This window comes from Mesorhizobium sp. ES1-6 (assembly GCF_020164775.1).
GTDB lineage: Bacteria > Pseudomonadota > Alphaproteobacteria > Rhizobiales > Rhizobiaceae > Mesorhizobium.
Genome location: NZ_JAIUGU010000003.1, coordinates 590,642 through 607,576 on the forward strand (window position 1 = coordinate 590,642; position 16,935 = coordinate 607,576).

Sequence of the window (16,935 nt, forward strand, 5' to 3'; positions counted from 1 at the left end):
GTCCAGGCCCGGGACGTCGCCCGGGGCGACGCCACGGCGTGGGAACCAGCCCTTATTTGCCGTGCAGGCGGGCTTCCGCCGCCTTGGCGGCCGCATCGGCGGTGATGCCGAAATGCGGATAGAGCTGCTCGATGGTGCCCGAGGCGCCGAAGCCGGTCATGCCGATGAAGATCCCGTCCGAGCCGATGAGATGATCCCAACCCTGGCGGATGCCGGCCTCGATCGCCATCTTGACCGGCGCGTTGCCGATCGTCTTCTTGCGGTAGGCCTCGCTCTGCTTGTCGAACAGTTCGAAGCAAGGCACCGAGACGACACGGGTCGGATGGCCATGCTTCTCCAGGAGGTCGCGGGCGCCGAGCGCGATCTCTACCTCGGAACCGGTGGCGAAGATCGTCACCGTGGCTTCACCGCTGGCGGCGGCGAGTTCATAGGCGCCCTGGCTGCTGAGGTTCTTTTCGGTGAACTCGGTGCGCACGGTCGGCAGGTTCTGCCGGGTCAGCGCCAGGGTGGACGGCGTCTTTTCGGATTCGAGCGCGATCTGCCAGCATTCGGCGGTTTCCACCGCGTCGGCCGGACGGAAGACATTGTGGTTGGGGATGGCGCGCAATGCCGCCATGTGCTCGACCGGCTGGTGGGTCGGGCCGTCTTCGCCCAGACCAATGGAATCATGGGTCATGACGAAGATCGAGCGGATGCCCATCAGCGAGGCAAGCCGCATCGATGGACGAGCGTAATCGGAGAAGCACATGAAGGTGCCGCCATAGGCGATGAGGCCGCCATGCAGCGTCAAGCCGTTGATCGCGGCCGCCATGCCATGCTCGCGGATGCCGTAATGGACATAGCGCTGGCCGTAGTCGTCCGGCGTGATGTTCTTGGTCTGGCTGGTCTTGGTGTTGTTGGAGCCGGTCAGGTCGGCCGAGCCGCCGATGGTCTCGGGCACAGCGCCGTTGATGACCTCCAGCGCCATTTCCGAGGATTTGCGGGTGGCGACCTTCGGCTTGTCGGCCGAGAGCTTCTTCTTGTAGTCGGCGATGACGGCGTCGAAATTTGCCGGCAGCTTGCCGGCAAGGCGGCGCTCGAACTCGGCCTTCAGCTTCGGATCGGCCTTGGCGAGGCGGCCTTCCCAGTCGGTGCGCGGCTTGGCGCCGGCCTTGCCGGCGGTACGCCAGGCGTCGAGAATGTCGGCGGGGATTTCGAAGGGCGGCGAGTCCCAGTTGAAGAACTTGCGCGCGCCGGCGATCTCGTCGGCGCCGAGCGGCGAACCGTGCGCCTTGTTGGTGCCGGCCTTGGTCGGGGCGCCGAAGCCGATGGTCGTCTTGCAGGCGATCATCGTCGGCTTGTCGGAATGGCGCGCCGCCTCGATGGCGTAGGCAATCGCTTCGGGATCGGTGCCGTCGATATGGCTGGCGTTCCAGCCGGAGGCCTGGAAGCGGGCAACCTGGTCGGTGTTGTCGGCCAGCGACACCGGGCCGTCGATCGAGATGTTGTTGTTGTCCCAGAAGACGATCAGCTTGTTGAGCTTGAGGTGGCCGGCAAGCGCGATGGCTTCCTGGGAGACACCTTCCATCAGGCAGCCGTCGCCGGCCAGCACATAGGTGTAGTGGTCGACAAGGTCGTTGCCGAAGGCGGCGTTCATGATGCGCTCGCCGAGCGCGAAACCGACCGAATTGGCGAGGCCCTGGCCGAGCGGGCCGGTCGTGGTCTCGATGCCGGTGGCGTGGCCATATTCGGGATGGCCGGCGGTCTTCGAGCCCAACTGGCGGAAGTGCTTGATCTGGTCGATGGTCATGTCTTCGTAGCCGGTCAGATGCAGCAGCGAATAGAGCAGCATCGAACCATGGCCGGCCGACAGGATGAAGCGGTCACGATCGGCCCAGTGCGGGGTCTTGGGGTCGTATTTCAGGAAGCGCGTGAACAGCACCGTGGCGATGTCGGCGCAGCCCATGGGCAGGCCGGGATGGCCGGACTGAGCCTTCTCGACGGCGTCCATGGAGAGAAAGCGGATCGCATTGGCCATCCGGTCATGTTGTTCACGCGACGTCATGGTTCCTCCGAGGTGGGGGTTTGCGGGCTTGGGAGAGCCCTTGAAAAGGGTGCGCGACACATAGCAGGCGCGGGCTTTTAGTCAACAAATCGGGTGCAGATTTGCCGGTCTTGTGATGCCGTCGGCGGGCCTACTTTAGCGTTAGCGGGGGACAGTCGCGAGAGCTTTGTTGACGTCGCCTTCACCCGGTGCCTAATGTTTCCGACATAACGCGTTCTGAACGCGAACGATTCGGTGATGGGCAGGGCACAGGACGAAGGCCATGACCGGGGAAACCACGCTCAAGGAAGTGATCGCCAGGCTGAGCAAGGCCATCGAGGGGCTGGAAAACGCCGTCGCGGCCAAGCTCGAGCATGAACGCGACTATTCGGAAGCCGAGGCCGAGGTGCAGCGGATGAATGCCGATCGCTCGCGGCTGGCGCAGGAGCTCGACAATTCCGAAGCCCGCGCCGAACGCCTGGAAGACGCCAACAAGGAAGTCTCGCGACGGCTGGTGACCGCGATGGAAACCATCCGCGCCGTGTTGGACAGATAGGAGCTGGCCCGATGGCACAGGTCACGGTTTCAATCGACGGCAAGCAGTACCGCATGGCCTGCGACGAGGGCCAGGAAGAGCATCTGATCGATCTCGCCGAGCGCTTCGACCGCTACGTTTCGCATTTGAAGGATTCTTTTGGCGAGATCGGCGACCAGCGGCTGACCGTCATGGCCGGCATCATGGTGATGGACGAGCTTTCCGAGCTGCAGAAGCGCGTCAAGGGCATGGAAAGCGAAGTGCTGACCCTGCGCAAGACGCGCGACGAGGCGTTGACCAAGGCCGACAAGAGCGACAGCGTGCTGACCAACGCGCTTGGCGCCCTGGCGCAGCGCATGGAGGATCTGACGGCGACGCTGGCAATCAACAAGGCCTGAAGCCTCGCCGATCCCCGCCGTTTGTCTCCTGCCCGAGATCACGCCTTATTTTTCGCCTCGATCCCGGCGGCGGCGAAAAATTTTTACCCGCCGGCCGAATAGCCGTCATCTCCAGCTTTTAATCCGTCATGCTGCGGTGCTACGACTAGGCGCCGGGGCCGGGCGGCTGAAGAATGCCGGCTACATTTCACAAGGGGTAGGGATAGGTCATGAGTCTTCGTATCAACGATATCGCGCCGGACTTCACCGCCGAGACGACGCAGGGAGCCATCAAATTCCATGACTGGATCGGCGACGGCTGGGCGATCCTGTTTAGCCATCCGAAGAATTTCACGCCGGTCTGCACGACCGAGCTTGGCACGATGGCGGGGCTCGAGGGCGAGTTCAAGAAGCGCAACGTCAAGATCATCGGCATTTCGGTCGACCCGGTCGAAAGCCATGGCAAATGGCAGGACGACATCAAGACGGCGACCGGCCATTCCGTGCATTATCCGCTGATCGGCGACAAGGACCTCAAGGTCGCCAAGCTCTATGACATGCTGCCAGGCGGCGCCGGTGAGACCTCGGAAGGCCGCACGCCCGCCGACAACGCCACCGTGCGCTCGGTCTACGTCATTGGACCGGACAAGAAGATCAAGCTGGTGCTGACCTATCCGATGACGACGGGGCGCAACTTCGACGAGATCCTGCGCGCGGTCGATTCCATGCAGCTCACCGCCAAGCACCAAGTGGCGACGCCGGCGAACTGGAAGCAGGGCGAGGACGTCATCATCACCGCCGCCGTTTCCAACGAGGATGCGATCAAGCGCTTCGGCGCCTACGACACCATCCTGCCCTATCTCAGGAAGACCAAGCAGCCTTCCGCCTGAAGCCAGCGCGCCGGAACGGTTTTCGGGTTTTCCGCTCCTGTGGGCCAAGTCATGCTTGACTGATTCGCCGGGGCGGACAACCATGCTCCGGTGGGGTGCCGGCGGAGAAAATCCTTCCTGCCGGGAAAGCTTGGGGAAGCCGGACGTGGATATAGCTTTGGCGAAGCCGCAGGTCAGCGGCTTCCATGACAAGCCGACTGGGGCCATCCAGTATATCGTTGCCGATCCCGCGACGAACCGATGCGCCATCATCGACCCTATCCTCGACTTCGATGAAAAATCCGGCGCGACGAGTACGAAGAGCGCGGATGGCTTGCTCGATTTCATTGGGGAAAACGGGCTGGAGCTGGAGTGGATTCTCGATACCCATCCCCACGCCGACCATTTCTCGGCGGCGCATTACCTGAAACAGAAGACCGGAGCCCCGATGGCGATCGGCGACAGGATCGTCGACGTCCAGGCGCTGTGGAAGGTCATCTACAACTGGCCGGATTTTCCCGCCGACGGCGCGCAGTGGGACAGGTTGTTCGCCGAGGGCGAGATGTTCCGGATCGGAACCCTTCCGGTCAAGGTGCTGTTTTCGCCCGGGCATACGCTGGCGTCGATCAGCTATGTGGTCGGGGATGCGGCCTTCGTGCATGACACGGTTTTCATGCCCGACAGCGGTACGGCGAGGACGGATTTTCCCGGCGGCAGCGCCACGCGGCTCTGGCGCTCGATCCAGGATATACTGGCTCTGCCCGACGAGACGCGCGTCTTCGTCGGCCACGATTACCAGGCCAGTGGCCGCGAGCCACTGTGGGAAAGTACCGTGGCGATACAGAAATCCACCAACGTCCATCTCGTCGCCGCACGCACCGAGGCCGAGTTCGTTGCCCTGCGCGAGGCGCGCGACCGCACATTGCCGATGCCGCGGCTGATCCTGCATGCGTTGCAGGTCAACATGAATGGCGGGCGGCTGCCGGAGCCGGAAGCCAATGGCCGGCGATATCTGAAATTTCCGCTGGATGGGTTGTGAGGTTTAGTTCCTTCTCCCGTCACTATACGGGGAGAAGGTGGCGCAGCCGGTTGAGGGGCGGAGCCAGCGTTCATGATGATGTCCGGCATGTGCTGTTGCTCTGGCAAGAACCTCGCAACCTCAGCGCCGCCCCTCATTGTCCTGCCGGACATTTCTCCCCGTAGAGTGACGGGGAGAAAGGGCTGTGTCGTCGGCTTCGCCAAACAAAAAGGCGGCGCCAGTTTCCTGACGCCGCCCTGATATGTCCTGGCCGAAGCCGGCTTTAAGCCGCCGGTTGCGCCTCGATGGTGCGCAGCGCCTGCATCTGGCGCTTGGCGGCGGCCTTGACGGCATCCTGCACCTTCTCGAAGGCGCGCACCTCGATCTGGCGAACGCGCTCGCGGCTGATGTCGAACTCGGCCGACAGTTCTTCCAGGGTCAGCGGCTCCTCGGCGAGGCGACGCGCCTCGAAGATGCGCCGCTCGCGGTCGTTGAGCACGGCCAGAGCGCCCGACAGCATGCCGCGCCGGTTTTCCAGCTCGTCCTGCTCGATCAGCATCTCTTCCTGGCTTTCGTGGTCGTCGACCAGCCAGTCCTGCCATTCGCCGGACTCGCCTTCCGTCGCCCGGATCGGCGCGTTGAGCGAGGCGTCGCCGGACAGGCGGCGGTTCATCGACACCACTTCGGCCTCGGAAACGTTCAGCCGCGTGGCGATCTCGGCGATCTGGTCGGGCTTCAAGTCGCCGTCGTCCAGCGCCTGGATCTTGCCCTTCACCTTGCGGAGATTGAAGAACAGACGCTTCTGGTTGGCGGTCGTTCCCATCTTGACCAGGCTCCACGAGCGCAGGATGTATTCCTGGATCGAGGCCTTGATCCACCACATGGCATAGGTGGCGAGGCGGAAGCCACGCTCGGGTTCGAATTTCTTGACGGCCTGCATCAGGCCTACATTGCCTTCCGAGATCACCTCGCCGATCGGCAGGCCGTAGCCGCGATAGCCCATGGCGATCTTGGCGACGAGCCGCAAATGGCTGGTGACGAGCTTGTGAGCGGCCGTGGTGTCTTCATGCTCGGCATAACGCTTGGCGAGCATGTACTCTTCCTGCGGCTGAAGCATGGGAAAGCGGCGGATTTCTTCCAGATAGCGGCTGAGGCCGCCTTCGCCGGAAACGATACTGGGTAATGACTGGGCCATGATAGCGCCCCCTCTCTATTGGAGTGATGCCCCCGAAACGCGGCGGGCATGTGACGCGAGCACCAAAAGGCTCGCTCGCGACATCAGAACTTATACAGGAACAAAACCAGAAAAGACAGCCATTTGTTCAACACGAAACAGTGTGTCACGTTGAAGTGAACAATGCCACTCAGGTTTTTTGATGGCAGGTTCAGAGTTTGCGGAAGCCGCCGACGAGTTCCTCCATGTCCCCCGGTATCGGCGCCTCGAACCTCATCGTTAGATGGGTAGTGGGGTGCCGAAATGCAAGGAGCCAGGCGTGCAAAGCTTGCCGGGAAAATGCCTTGACCTGGCTTTTCAGGGGGTCGGGCAGCCTGTTTGCCTTGGTGCGGAAGGCCTGGCCGTAATCCGGGTCGCCGACGACGGGATGGCCGATATGGGCCATGTGGACGCGGATCTGGTGGGTGCGGCCGGTTTCGAGCCGGCATTCGACCAGGCTTGCGGTGGCGAACTCCCGCTGGTCTTCGCCGAAACGTTCCTGCACGGCAAAGCGGGTGACGGCGTGGCGTGCGTCGTCGCGGCCTTCCGGCACGACGGCGCGGCGGATACGGTCGGCGGCGCGGCCAAGCGGCGCATCGATTGTTCCGGTCGGTCTCTGCGGTATGCCCCAGACCAGCGCCAGGTAGGCGCGTTCGAGGTCGCCGGTCAGGCCGTGGTCGGCGAAGGCCTCCGACAGCGCCTTGTGGGCGCGGTCGGTCTTGGCGACCACCATGACGCCGCTGGTCTCCTTGTCGAGGCGATGAACGATCCCCGGCCGGCGTACCCCGCCAATCCCGGACAGGCTGTCGCCGCAATGGTGGATCAGCGCATTGACCAGCGTGCCGGTCCAATTGCCGGCGCCAGGGTGCACAACAAGCCCCGCCGGCTTGTTGATGACGATCAGTTCGTCGTCCTCGTAGAGCACGTCGAGCGCAATGTTCTCGCCCTGGGGCTGTGCCGGCTCCGGTTCCGGCATGACGACCGACACGCTTTCGCCGGCGTTCATCTTGCGCTTGGTTTCGTCGACCCGCTTGCCGTCAATGGCGACGGCGCCTTGCCTGATCAGCATCTGCACGCGACTGCGCGACATGTCCGGGCCAAGGGCTGATGCCAGCCACTGGTCGAGGCGTTGGCCGGCCGCGTCCGCGCCCGTGACCAGCACGGTGGGCGCGGCCTCTGTCAACAGGTCCTCTATCAATTCGGGGACCTCTTCGCTATGAGCGCTCATCGAAAAACCATTCCGGAATATTTGCCATGGCCCGGCCCGATGCCGACGAAGAGCAGGAAAAGCCGCTCGATCCCGAGGTCGACAGACTGCGCGGCAAGCTCATCCGCTTCATGGTCATCAATCTCGGCCTTTTGTTTGTCGCTCTTATGGTGGTGATCGGCGCTATTGTCTACAAAGCCCGCAAGGCGCCGTCGGTGACCCCGCCGCTGGCCGGCGACATCCAGACTCCGGCGGGCCCGGCCAGCGGCGATATCGTGCTGCCGGTCGGCGCCAGGGTGGTCAGCCAGTCGCTGTCGGGTGATCGTCTCTCGATCGATGCCGAGCTTGCCGACGGCAGCCGCGCCATCTTCCTCTACGATCTCGCCGAACGCCGCCTGCTCGGCCAGTTCGCGATCCGCAACAAATAGGCGGGCGGCGATGCAGCAAACAAGTTTGCCGCTGACATGACCGGCTTCACCGGACATCGCCGTGTCGCCACCGTGGCGCTGGTCGTCGCCGACTATGACGATGCGATCTCCTGGTATGTCGGGCGGCTGGGCTTTGCGCTGCTCGAGGATGTCGATCTCGGTGGCGGCAAGCGCTGGGTAACGGTGGCGCCGGCAAACGGGCAGGGCGCCAGGCTGCTGCTTGCCGAGGCGTCCGACGAGACGCAGAGGCAAAGCATCGGCAACCAGACCGGCGGCCGGGTCTTCCTGTTCCTCGAAACCGACGACTTTGCCCGCGACCACGCAATGATGCTGGACAAGGGCGTCGAATTCCGCGAGGCACCGCGTTTCGAGCCCTATGGCACCGTGGCGGTTTTCGCCGACCTCCTTGGCAATCTGTGGGACCTGATCGAGCCGAAACGGCAGGGCTGATCAGAGCGGTTTGGCAAAGTCCACGAAGTCTGGAAAGCCCAGTTGCTTTTTGCCGGCCGCCAGCCTATATCGCCCCTTCTTGAGCGCGCCCATCGTCTAGCGGTCAGGACACCGCCCTCTCACGGCGGGAACAGGGGTTCGATTCCCCTTGGGCGTACCAAACAACGACGGTCGTTGATCTCCAGGCAGTCGAACTCCTTCGGGCGGGTGCTTGCATGGGCTTGCCTCGGGCATGGGCTTGCCTCGGGACCGCACAATGCCTGCGAGAGCCCTGACGTTCTGTTCTCGAATCTACCCAATTTAAGTCAGGCTGCGGCGCTTGAAAGCTCTGCGATCTCTGGTACTTGCGCTGTGGGATAGCTTCCGCGGCGACGCGGATTTTGGGTCGGGTACAGTCTGGAATGACGGTTTTGAAGGTGACATGCACGCACTGCCATGGCGGCGGCAAAGTGTTCGATTGCTCCAGATGGCGTGCGTCGAGAGGATATTGCTGCCCGCAAGGGACGCATCAAGGTGGTTGCCCCGGAAAGACCCTGGCGTGCCCGGAATGTGCCGGCGTTGGGACGATGCGGGAAGCCGAGTTCAGGGCTGTCGCCTAGGCCCGTCCGGTCGCAAAAGATGATGGCCTTCACGGCTATCCGCCCGACGCGATGGAACAGCAGGCACGTTAAGGTTTCGTTTACCAATAAGCTGTCTACTGGAGGCAATTCGCTTTCGACCCGCGACCACGGATGTACTGGCGCATGATCGAGGCGGAAAGGAAAGGTCGGCGCAATGCCGGCCTTTTTGTTTTTCGGGATATGGCTCAGCCAGGCGCCAGGGCGGCTTTGCCGTCGGCCCATTCGAACAACTTTTCGGCAAGGGATATTGCCATTGCCCATGCCGGCTCTACCATCGATCCCAGCAGTCCGCACGGGTTGCCGCGCTGTTCGTGACGATGAGGTTTGCGATGAAACGCGTTGCCAAACTGATGATTGCGGCTGTGATGTCGGCAGGTTTCGTGTGCACATCGGCTGCCGCAACGCTCAACACCATGGCTGATGTCGGGGCAGCGATCCAGTCGTGCTGGACACCACCTGCCGGTGCCGGAAATTCCTCCGTGACGCTGAGCTTCAGTTTCAAGCGCGACGGGACCTTGATCGGTCCGCCGCGGGCGACCGCCGCCAAGGTGGCGGGCGACGAAAAGGCGCGCAGGTCGTTCATCGATGCGGCCGTTGCCGCCGTCACCAGTTGCACACGGCTGAGTTTATCGCCGAAGCTGTCTCAAGGAATTGCCGGCAACGTGTTCACGCAGCAATTCGTTTCGCCCAAACCGTAGCGGTATGCCCAAAACGCCTGCACGGAGTACCGGCAGCTCGGGTGAACTGGAGAACCGGTCGGGCGTCTTCCTCCTGATCGCCGCCGATCAATAGCTGAGCCGCCGTACCGCGGCATGCCGTGCCAGATCCGGCGCCTCGAAGACATAGTCGGTCCAGGCCGATTCCGGGATCTGCCCGGCCAGATAGCACTCCAGCAACAGGCTTTGCTCGGGATTGAGCGGCCGTGGCGCCCGCTCGTGATCCAGCCCTAGAGAGTGAAAAAGGTTTTTTGTCAGTTCCGATACCGTGAAGTGGATCGACATCTGCGTTCTCCTCTGCCCTTCAACGCTGCAGGCCGGGCAAAGGTTTCAAGGCCGGACGCCGGTAAGGCAGGATTTGTCGCATGGCCCGATGCGTCGGCCTTGGCCTGCGGGCCTATCTCCGTTGTTTTCCGGGTCGTCTCAATCTTGAAATAAAAATGTAATATCGAATTTACAGGCGGGACTATATTACACTAGATAGAAGTCTCTTCCGGCCAATAGTCTTAAAATATTAGGTATTGCTCATTTAGTGGTATTTTTCCCAAGTCGAAAGAGCGTGGTTCCGGACTATCGGCAACAAGGATCATGGCGTTCAGATGACCCGTTTCTATGTCTTCATGATGATCGCGCTGGCGATGGTGGCTGCCTCTGCGTTCGGCACGACCTCTTCCTATGCGGACAGTTGCGGTGCGATCAAAAGCCAATTGCTCTCCGCGGGCCGCGGAGGAGGCGTCAGTCCGGCACAGGCTCAGCTTCGCCGCCAGCTTGCTGCAATCCAGGGCCTGGAGAGGCAACGCAAATGCACGGCGCAAAGCGCGGCGGGCGGCTTCTTCAACGCTTGCGCCGACCTGGCTCGAAACCGGACAGAGGTGCAACGCCAGATCGCGGCCGCGTCCAATTCCGGGCGGGACAATTCAGGCCTGCAGGCGCGGTTCGCGGCCCTCGGCTGTTCATCGCAGGCCAGGCAGGAGCGCCCGGCATCGAAGACTCAATCGGCGGCCGGGGCAATTTCGGGCGGCAATGCGATGCTGTTTTGTGTCCGCCTGTCGGATGGATATTTCTTCCCCGCGCCGAAGTCGCAATTCGCCGGCAGCGGCGATCTGAAGGAAATGGCCGATCAATGCCGGTACATCTGCGACGATCCGGCGGTCGATCTCTACACGCTGAGCGATATCAGCCAGGAAACCGACAGCATGGTGTCGCTCGATACGCGCAAGCCGTATACCGAACTGCCGACCGCTTTCCGCTACCGTGACGACGCCGATTTCAAGGCCTGCGAGGTCAAGCGTTATTACCAGCGGGTTGCGGAACTGAGGGCGAGGACGGTGACGCCGACGAACATGACCAACGCCATCATCCCCTTGCCTCAGCCCAAGCCGGACCTCGGCGACGTCGCGGCAATCCCAAAATCGGATACCGAGGTTTCTGGTGCCGCCCAGCTGCAGGCGATCGAGGCCGACAAGCGAACGGTCCGCGTTGTCGGTCCCGCCTTCTTTCCGGCTGAATGATGGCAAGCGTTTTGCAGCGGCGTCTCGATGAAACCTGCCGCCCGCCTGCTGGAACCACGATCCAACTGGAACAGGGGCGTGCTGCCAACGTTGTGGTCGACATCAGGCAGGAGAAACGCCATGGCCACGTTCAGGGAAATGAGGGTTCTGGAGATCGTCGAAGACAGCGCGCTGACGTCCGATCAGAAAATCGCCGAATTGCGCAAGATCGAATCCGAGGCGCGCGGGCTGCAGCGGGCGGCGTCGGAGAGCCCGATGGGCGGCGATGACGGCTGGCAGGACGATCTGCGCCAGGTCCGGCTGGCGCTCGACAAGCTCGGGGCAAAGGAACCGAGAAAAGGCGCGGCGTCGCTTTAGGGACAGGTCTCCCCCAGAAGCTTGTGGCGGGGCCTGGAGAGCAACTCCGGCGAGAGGCGTGTAACTAATCGCAGACCATGCGAACCCTTTGGCCGGGCGCGCTCACATTCCTGCATGCCAATTGTTTCTCGGGCGCCGACGGCGGTGCCGAGGGCCGTGATACCCTGGTTCGATATCGCCTGTGTACGGCAGGCTTCCCGGCCTTGCGCTCGGATACTTGTCCAGGTGGCTGCGGCGGCCCGGGAAAGGCACCGTTGTCGATCTGAGGCTGGTAGTCGACATTGGGCGGCGGCCGGTCCCAGAAGCGCCTGGCGTCGAGCGGCCGCGGGATAATCACCGTGCCGTCATAGCTGCGCGAACAACCGCTGCCGAAAAGCAACGCCATGCCCAGCAAAAAAGGCCCGATCCGTCCAGACATAAGCAACACCCCTGGCCTGCTTATAGCGCGGCCTTGCTCCATGCGACAACCGGGCGGAATAACGCAGGAGGAATAGGCCGGTTGCGTCATTAAGGTTAGCGGATCGTTAATGCTTCTGCGGCACATTCCGCCGACGAACCGCGGAGGGAGGGTTCGGGCTTGATTTTCGGGGTGGGGACAGCATGGCGGAAGCGGACGAAGCAATCGGCGCGCGCCGCAAGCGCGGGCCCGGCAAGGCAGCCGTGCACGGCGGCGATGAATCGTCCCGTGAGGACATCGACGCGTTTCGCCAGCTCGTTGAAGCGGGCTCGGACTGGATTTGGGAAACCGATGCAGAATTGCGCTTTTCCTGGCTTTCACAAGGCTACCAGGCGGCGACGGGTATCGATCCCGCTGCCGCGCTTGGCCGGTTCCGTTTCGATTTTCTCAGCCAGGTCCTGAAGGGCAACCGCGATGCGTCGGCGCATCTGGAGGATCTGCAGGCACGCCGGCCGTTCCGCGACTTCGTCTACGAGCTGAAGGGGGGTCGTGCCGACTGCCGCTGGGTGCTGACGTCGGGTTTCCCACGGTTCGACGATGAAGGAAAATTCGCCGGCTATCGCGGCATCGGTCGCAACGTCACGGCACTGGCCAGCGCCTTCGAGGACATGGAGCCAAGGCAGGGACCGGCGGCGGGGGGCGAGCCCGCCCAGCATCTTGCCGATCTCGAGCGGACGATGGATGCCATGCATATGGGCGTCGTGTTGCTCGATGCTCGCCTCGACACATTGATCGTCAACAAGGCCTATCGCGACCTTTCCAGGATCCCGGACGGCACCGTCAGCGTCGGCGCTCCGTTCAGCCTGTTGATGGAGCTAAACCGCCGCAACGGCATCTATGGCGATGTCGAGGAAGAGCAATGGCAGCGCTACCTCGCCGCGCGCATCGAGGAGATTCGTGGCGGTTCCGTCGCGCCTCGGGAGTTCGTCCACGCCGATGGGCGGACCATGATGTTCTCCGTCACGCCTCTTTCGGAAGGCAAACGCCTGCTGACCTACTATGAGGTCACCGAGGTCAAGCGCCGGGACGCCGAGATCGAGAATGCCAATGCCAAGATCGCCGAGACTTTCGCCGATCTGCGCACCATGGTCGACCAGATGCCGATCGGCGTCCTTGTCGTCGATGCCGACATGCGTACCGAAATCATCAACCGTGCCTTTTACGATTTCTGGCAGATCGATGCCCGGCGCGCCGAGATCGGGTGCAGCTTCCGCGACCTTATGGAAGCCAGCCGCGACATCGACCCGTATGGTTCCGAAGACGCGGCATGGCAGCGGCACATTGCCGAGCGGGAGGCCGAAATCAGAGTCGGCAAGGCCGGATCGCGGCAGTTCCCGCGCAATGACGGCCGGACGCTGATCTCGTCGATGGCGCCGCTGGGCGCCGGCAAGCGCCTCATCTCCTATGTCGATGTCACCGACATGAAGGACCGCGAGGCCGAACTCGCCGAGGCGTTGGAAAAGGCGCGGCTGGCGGAGGCGGTGATCAACGGCGTCAAGGATCCGATCTTCGTCAAGGACGACAATCTGCGCTTCGTCTTCGTCAACGAAGCATTCGCGTCGTTGTTCGGCCAGACCCCGCGAGCCATGCTTGGCAAGGCGGGCGGCGATTTTCTCGGGCCGGCCGAAGTCGCGCTGTTTGAAAGCAGCGAACGCGACGTGCTGGCCAGCGGGCGGCAGTACGAAGTGGAAGAAAGCTTCGAGGCGGACGGCGCCAACCGTTCGCGTATCGTCAGGAAGAACCGCATCGGCATGGCGAGCGGCCGCAATTATGTAGCCGGCTTTCTGTTCGACATTTCCGACATGAAGCGGCGCGAGATCGAGGCGCAGGACGCACGCAAGCATCTCGCCAGCGTGCTGGAATCGCTGCCGGCCGCCGTGATCATCTACGACCGTGACGACAATTTCGTCTTCGCCAACCACAAGCTGCAGGACACGCTGCCGGCGTTGAAGCCGGCATGGCAGCCCGGCCGCACCTTCCGCGACGCGCTCGCGCTCGGTCATTCGGCCGGCTATTTCCGCTCGAGCGGCGATCCGCGGGTCGACGCGCTCTATGACACCGATCGCGATGCCTGGTTGGATGGCATTCTCGCCCGCTATCGCCTGCCCAATTCATCCTATGAGCGCCTCAATGCCGACGGCCGCTGGTACCAGGTCTACGACATGCGCACCGATGACGGCACGTTCATCGGCGTGCGTGTCGACATCACCGAGATCAAGAGCCGCGAGGCGGCGCTTCGCGACTCGATGCGCCAGATCGATCTCTTCCGGCACGTCATGGACGAACTGCCGGTGGCCGCCTTCATCAAGGCGCAGGATCTGAGCATCGAGTTCGTCAACAAGGCCTGGTGCGCGCTGACCGGCCTCGCCAAGGACGATGTCATCGGCCAGACCGATCGCCAGCTGTTCAGCGGCGAGGAAGCGGAGGGCTTCAGCCAGGACGACACCGATGTCGTGGTGAACGGCAATGTGCGCGAGGTCGAGGAGCCGGTCACCCATCGCGACGGAACGGTGCGGCAGTTGATGACGCGCAAGAGCCGCCTCGTGGCGACGGACGGATCTGTGCATCTGGTGGGCTCCAGCACCGACATCACCGACGTCAAGGCGCGCGAGCGGGCGCTTGAAGACAGCATGCGCGAGAACGAGGTGTTCCGCAGCCTGATCGACAACGTGCCAGTGTCGATCTACGCCAAGCGCTCCGATCTCAGGCAGTTCTATGTCAACAAGGGCTGGTGCGATCTCACCGGCTTCAGCAAGCAGGAGGCGATCGGCAAGACCGACGTCGAGATTTTCGGGCCGGATGGCGAGGCCTTCGTGGCCAGCGATCTCGCCGTGCTGCGGACCGGCGAGACCCAGGAGATAGAAGAAACGGTGAGCCTGCCCGACGGCAGCGTCAGGCATCAGTTCGCCCGCAAGGGCGCAATGATCGCCTCCGACGGTTCCCTCTACCTGATCGGTTCGACCACCGACATCACCGAACTGAAGCAGCGCGAGGCTGAACTCAGCGAGGCGCGCCAGCGCGCCGTGCTCGCTGACCGCGCCAAGTCTGAATTCCTCGCCAATATGAGCCACGAAATCCGCACGCCGATGAACGGCGTGCTGGGGATGGCCGAGCTGCTCGCCAAATCCAATCTCGATCCGAAGCAGAAGACGTTCACCGACATCATCGTCAAATCGGGCAACGCGCTGCTCACCATCATCAACGACATCCTGGATTTCTCCAAGATCGATGCCGGCCAGTTGGTGCTGGACCCGGCGCCTTTCAATCTCGCCGAGGCGATCGAGGACGTGGCGACGCTGGTGTCGACACGGGCCAAGGAAAAGGATCTCGAACTCATCGTGCGCATCGAGCCGCGGCTCGAAAGCCTGTTCATCGGCGATGTCGGCCGTATCCGGCAGATCGTCACCAACCTGCTCGGCAATGCGGTGAAGTTCACCGATGAAGGCCACGTGCTGGTCGATGTGACCGGCGAACGGGTTCCGACGGGAACCAGGCTGACGATCTCGGTCACCGATACCGGCATCGGCATCCCCGAGGAAAAACTGAAACTGGTGTTCGAGAAATTCAGCCAGGTCGACACGTCGTCGACACGGCGCCACGAGGGCACCGGGCTTGGCCTTGCCATCACCTCGCGGCTCGTCGACCTGATGGGCGGCGACATCGGCGTCGAGAGCGCCGAAGGCAAGGGGTCGACCTTCTGGTTCACGGTGACGCTGCCAGGGGCCGGGCAGCAGAACGGGCAACGCATCACGCCGGTGGACGTGACCGGCGCACGCGTGCTGATCGTCGACGACAATGCCGTCAACCGGGCCATCCTGACCGAGCAGATGACCTCGTGGACGTTCGATTCCTGCGCGGCCGAAAGCGGCGCCGAAGGCCTCAAGGTGCTGATCGCCGCGGCAGCCTATGGCGTGCCGGTCGACTGCGTCGTGCTCGATTACCAGATGCCCGGGATGAGCGGCGCCGAAATGGCGCGCATCGTGCGCAACACCGAGGGCCTCGCCGACACGCCGATCATCATGCTGACCTCGGTCGACCAGTCGCTTGCCAACACCAGCTACCGCGATCTCGGCATCGACGCCCAGCTGATCAAGCCGGCGCGTTCTTCGGTGCTCCTGGAGACGCTGGTCGCGACCATCCAGCGCCATCGCCACACCACGGGCGGCCAGGCCGTTCAATCGTCGGCGGGCGAGACGATCGAGGCTTCCCGGCCGCCGCCTCTGGCGCTGTCCGAGCAGCGCGCGCAATTGCAGCCGCCGCCGGTTCGGCCCAGGCTGCCCGCCATTGGCGGCGACGGGCACAGGCTGGATATACTGGTGGCCGAGGACAACGAGGTGAACCAGATGGTCTTCACCCAGATCCTCGGCGAGACCGGCTATGGTTTCGAGATCGTCGGCAATGGCCGCAAGGCGCTGGACGCCTTCGGCAAGCTCAATCCGTGCATGATCCTGATGGATGTCTCGATGCCGGAGATGAGCGGTCTCGAAGCGACGGCCGCGATCCGCCGGCTGGAGCAGGAGACCGGCACGCATGTGCCGATCGTCGGGGTCACCGCGCATGCGCTCAAGGGCGATCGCGAACGCTGCCTGGAGGCAGGCATGGACGACTATCTGCCCAAGCCGATCAGCCCAAGGGCCCTGCTCGAGAAGGTCGAGCGCTGGGTCGGCGCCGGCCGCGAGGCCCATCGCAACGCGGGATAGCACCCGCGTCGCTCGGATTGCCGGGTTCACGAGGCAAATCCAGGGAATCAGCGGGGATGTGCCGCTACCGCCGCGTGCAATGACTATGGTGCGATCGCGCCATATCAAAGACAGTGACCAGCCGGGACAATGGCGAAATCGAATCCGCTCTTCTCGGTTACGGGCGGGAGCAGCGACCGCCAGCAAGAAACAGCGTCACTCTACCCCAACGGACCTGTTTTTGGCGATGGCCCGGCCATGATACGCTCTGGCTTGGAGCAACGCGCTCCCGTCCGGATTTTCTTCGCTTTGGAAAGTCCCGTCGAATCGCGGGCGCTGCCTAACCTCGGACGGGCTCAAGCCCCTGATTCCGGCGGTAAACCCGGCTCGCTCGGCGAACGTCTGGCATCATCGCCTTTCCCGGTGCCGGCGACGCGTTACCGGGCTGACACGAAACTGTCATGCGACTGTTATA

General features: G+C 63.0%; 15 protein-coding genes and 1 tRNA gene. 11 read left to right on the forward strand and 5 right to left on the reverse strand.

Translation table 11 applies throughout. The annotated features are described in order from the left end of the window. Positions 1-52: 52 nt before the first annotated feature. Positions 53-2,044, reverse strand: a complete 1,992-nt coding sequence (tkt, locus tag LB564_RS11750) for a transketolase (RefSeq protein ID WP_224537701.1) — start codon at positions 2,042-2,044, stop codon at positions 53-55. Between the two features lie 262 nt (positions 2,045-2,306). Here tkt and LB564_RS11755 point away from each other — a divergent pair, with 262 nt between their 5' ends. The 4 genes from LB564_RS11755 to LB564_RS11770 all read left to right on the forward strand — a co-directional run bounded on the left by LB564_RS11755 (position 2,307) and on the right by LB564_RS11770 (position 4,843). Further along, positions 2,307-2,579, forward strand: coding sequence for a DUF4164 domain-containing protein (locus LB564_RS11755; protein ID WP_015315371.1), 273 nt, complete (start codon positions 2,307-2,309; stop codon positions 2,577-2,579). 11 nt (positions 2,580-2,590) lie between these two features. Further along, on the forward strand, positions 2,591-2,956 hold the full coding sequence (locus LB564_RS11760; RefSeq protein WP_056575728.1) for a cell division protein ZapA: 366 nt from the start codon (positions 2,591-2,593) through the stop codon (positions 2,954-2,956). Positions 2,957-3,165: 209 nt separating this feature from the next. After that, complete coding sequence (locus LB564_RS11765; protein WP_140707991.1) at positions 3,166-3,825, forward strand: peroxiredoxin; 660 nt, start codon at positions 3,166-3,168, stop codon at positions 3,823-3,825. A gap of 145 nt (positions 3,826-3,970) precedes the next feature. Then, positions 3,971-4,843, forward strand: coding sequence for an MBL fold metallo-hydrolase (locus tag LB564_RS11770; protein WP_224537703.1), 873 nt, complete (start codon positions 3,971-3,973; stop codon positions 4,841-4,843). 262 nt (positions 4,844-5,105) lie between these two features. On the opposite strand, the gene rpoH is transcribed toward LB564_RS11770, so the two are convergent. Together rpoH and LB564_RS11780 are read right to left on the reverse strand one after the other, a co-directional pair. Beyond that, positions 5,106-6,017 (reverse strand): RNA polymerase sigma factor RpoH, encoded by a 912-nt coding sequence (rpoH, locus tag LB564_RS11775; protein WP_015315375.1) that lies wholly within the window; start codon positions 6,015-6,017, stop codon positions 5,106-5,108. A 190-nt stretch (positions 6,018-6,207) separates the two neighbouring features. Then, entirely contained in the window at positions 6,208-7,263 is a 1,056-nt protein-coding gene (locus tag LB564_RS11780) for an RluA family pseudouridine synthase (RefSeq protein ID WP_224537706.1), read from the reverse strand. 26 nt (positions 7,264-7,289) lie between these two features. On the opposite strand from LB564_RS11780, the gene LB564_RS11785 reads away from it, so the two are divergent. From LB564_RS11785 to LB564_RS11795, 3 genes are all read left to right on the forward strand, one after another. Then, positions 7,290-7,670, forward strand: coding sequence for a fimbrial protein (locus tag LB564_RS11785; RefSeq protein ID WP_224537708.1), 381 nt, complete (start codon positions 7,290-7,292; stop codon positions 7,668-7,670). Between the two features lie 36 nt (positions 7,671-7,706). Continuing rightward, the gene (locus tag LB564_RS11790; protein WP_224537710.1) at positions 7,707-8,120 is read left to right on the forward strand and encodes a VOC family protein; all 414 of its coding nucleotides are present in this window, start codon (positions 7,707-7,709) and stop codon (positions 8,118-8,120) included. Positions 8,121-8,205: 85 nt separating this feature from the next. After that, a tRNA-Glu gene (locus LB564_RS11795) sits at positions 8,206-8,280 on the forward strand. Positions 8,281-8,425: 145 nt separating this feature from the next. Here the strand turns inward: LB564_RS11795 and LB564_RS11800 are convergent. Next, complete coding sequence (locus LB564_RS11800; RefSeq protein WP_224537712.1) at positions 8,426-9,001, reverse strand: hypothetical protein; 576 nt, start codon at positions 8,999-9,001, stop codon at positions 8,426-8,428. Between the two features lie 68 nt (positions 9,002-9,069). Between LB564_RS11800 and LB564_RS11805 the strand changes: the two genes are divergently transcribed. Then, positions 9,070-9,438 carry a hypothetical protein gene (locus LB564_RS11805; protein ID WP_224537714.1) on the forward strand — a complete coding sequence of 123 codons (369 nt, stop codon included), beginning with the start codon at positions 9,070-9,072 and terminating at the stop codon, positions 9,436-9,438. Between the two features lie 87 nt (positions 9,439-9,525). Here LB564_RS11805 and LB564_RS11810 read toward each other — a convergent pair whose 3' ends face one another. Further along, a complete protein-coding gene (locus LB564_RS11810; RefSeq protein WP_224537716.1) occupies positions 9,526-9,741 on the reverse strand; it encodes a hypothetical protein in 216 nt (71 codons plus the stop codon). 314 nt (positions 9,742-10,055) lie between these two features. On the opposite strand from LB564_RS11810, the gene LB564_RS11815 reads away from it, so the two are divergent. The 3 genes from LB564_RS11815 to LB564_RS11825 all read left to right on the forward strand — a co-directional run bounded on the left by LB564_RS11815 (position 10,056) and on the right by LB564_RS11825 (position 16,481). After that, complete coding sequence (locus LB564_RS11815; protein WP_140708040.1) at positions 10,056-10,967, forward strand: DUF2865 domain-containing protein; 912 nt, start codon at positions 10,056-10,058, stop codon at positions 10,965-10,967. Positions 10,968-11,087: 120 nt separating this feature from the next. Continuing rightward, positions 11,088-11,324, forward strand: coding sequence for a hypothetical protein (locus tag LB564_RS11820; protein ID WP_140708042.1), 237 nt, complete (start codon positions 11,088-11,090; stop codon positions 11,322-11,324). A gap of 600 nt (positions 11,325-11,924) precedes the next feature. Beyond that, positions 11,925-16,481: a PAS domain-containing protein gene (locus LB564_RS11825; RefSeq protein WP_224537718.1), complete on the forward strand. Its 4,557-nt coding sequence runs from the start codon at positions 11,925-11,927 to the stop codon at positions 16,479-16,481. Positions 16,482-16,935 lie beyond the last annotated feature (454 nt).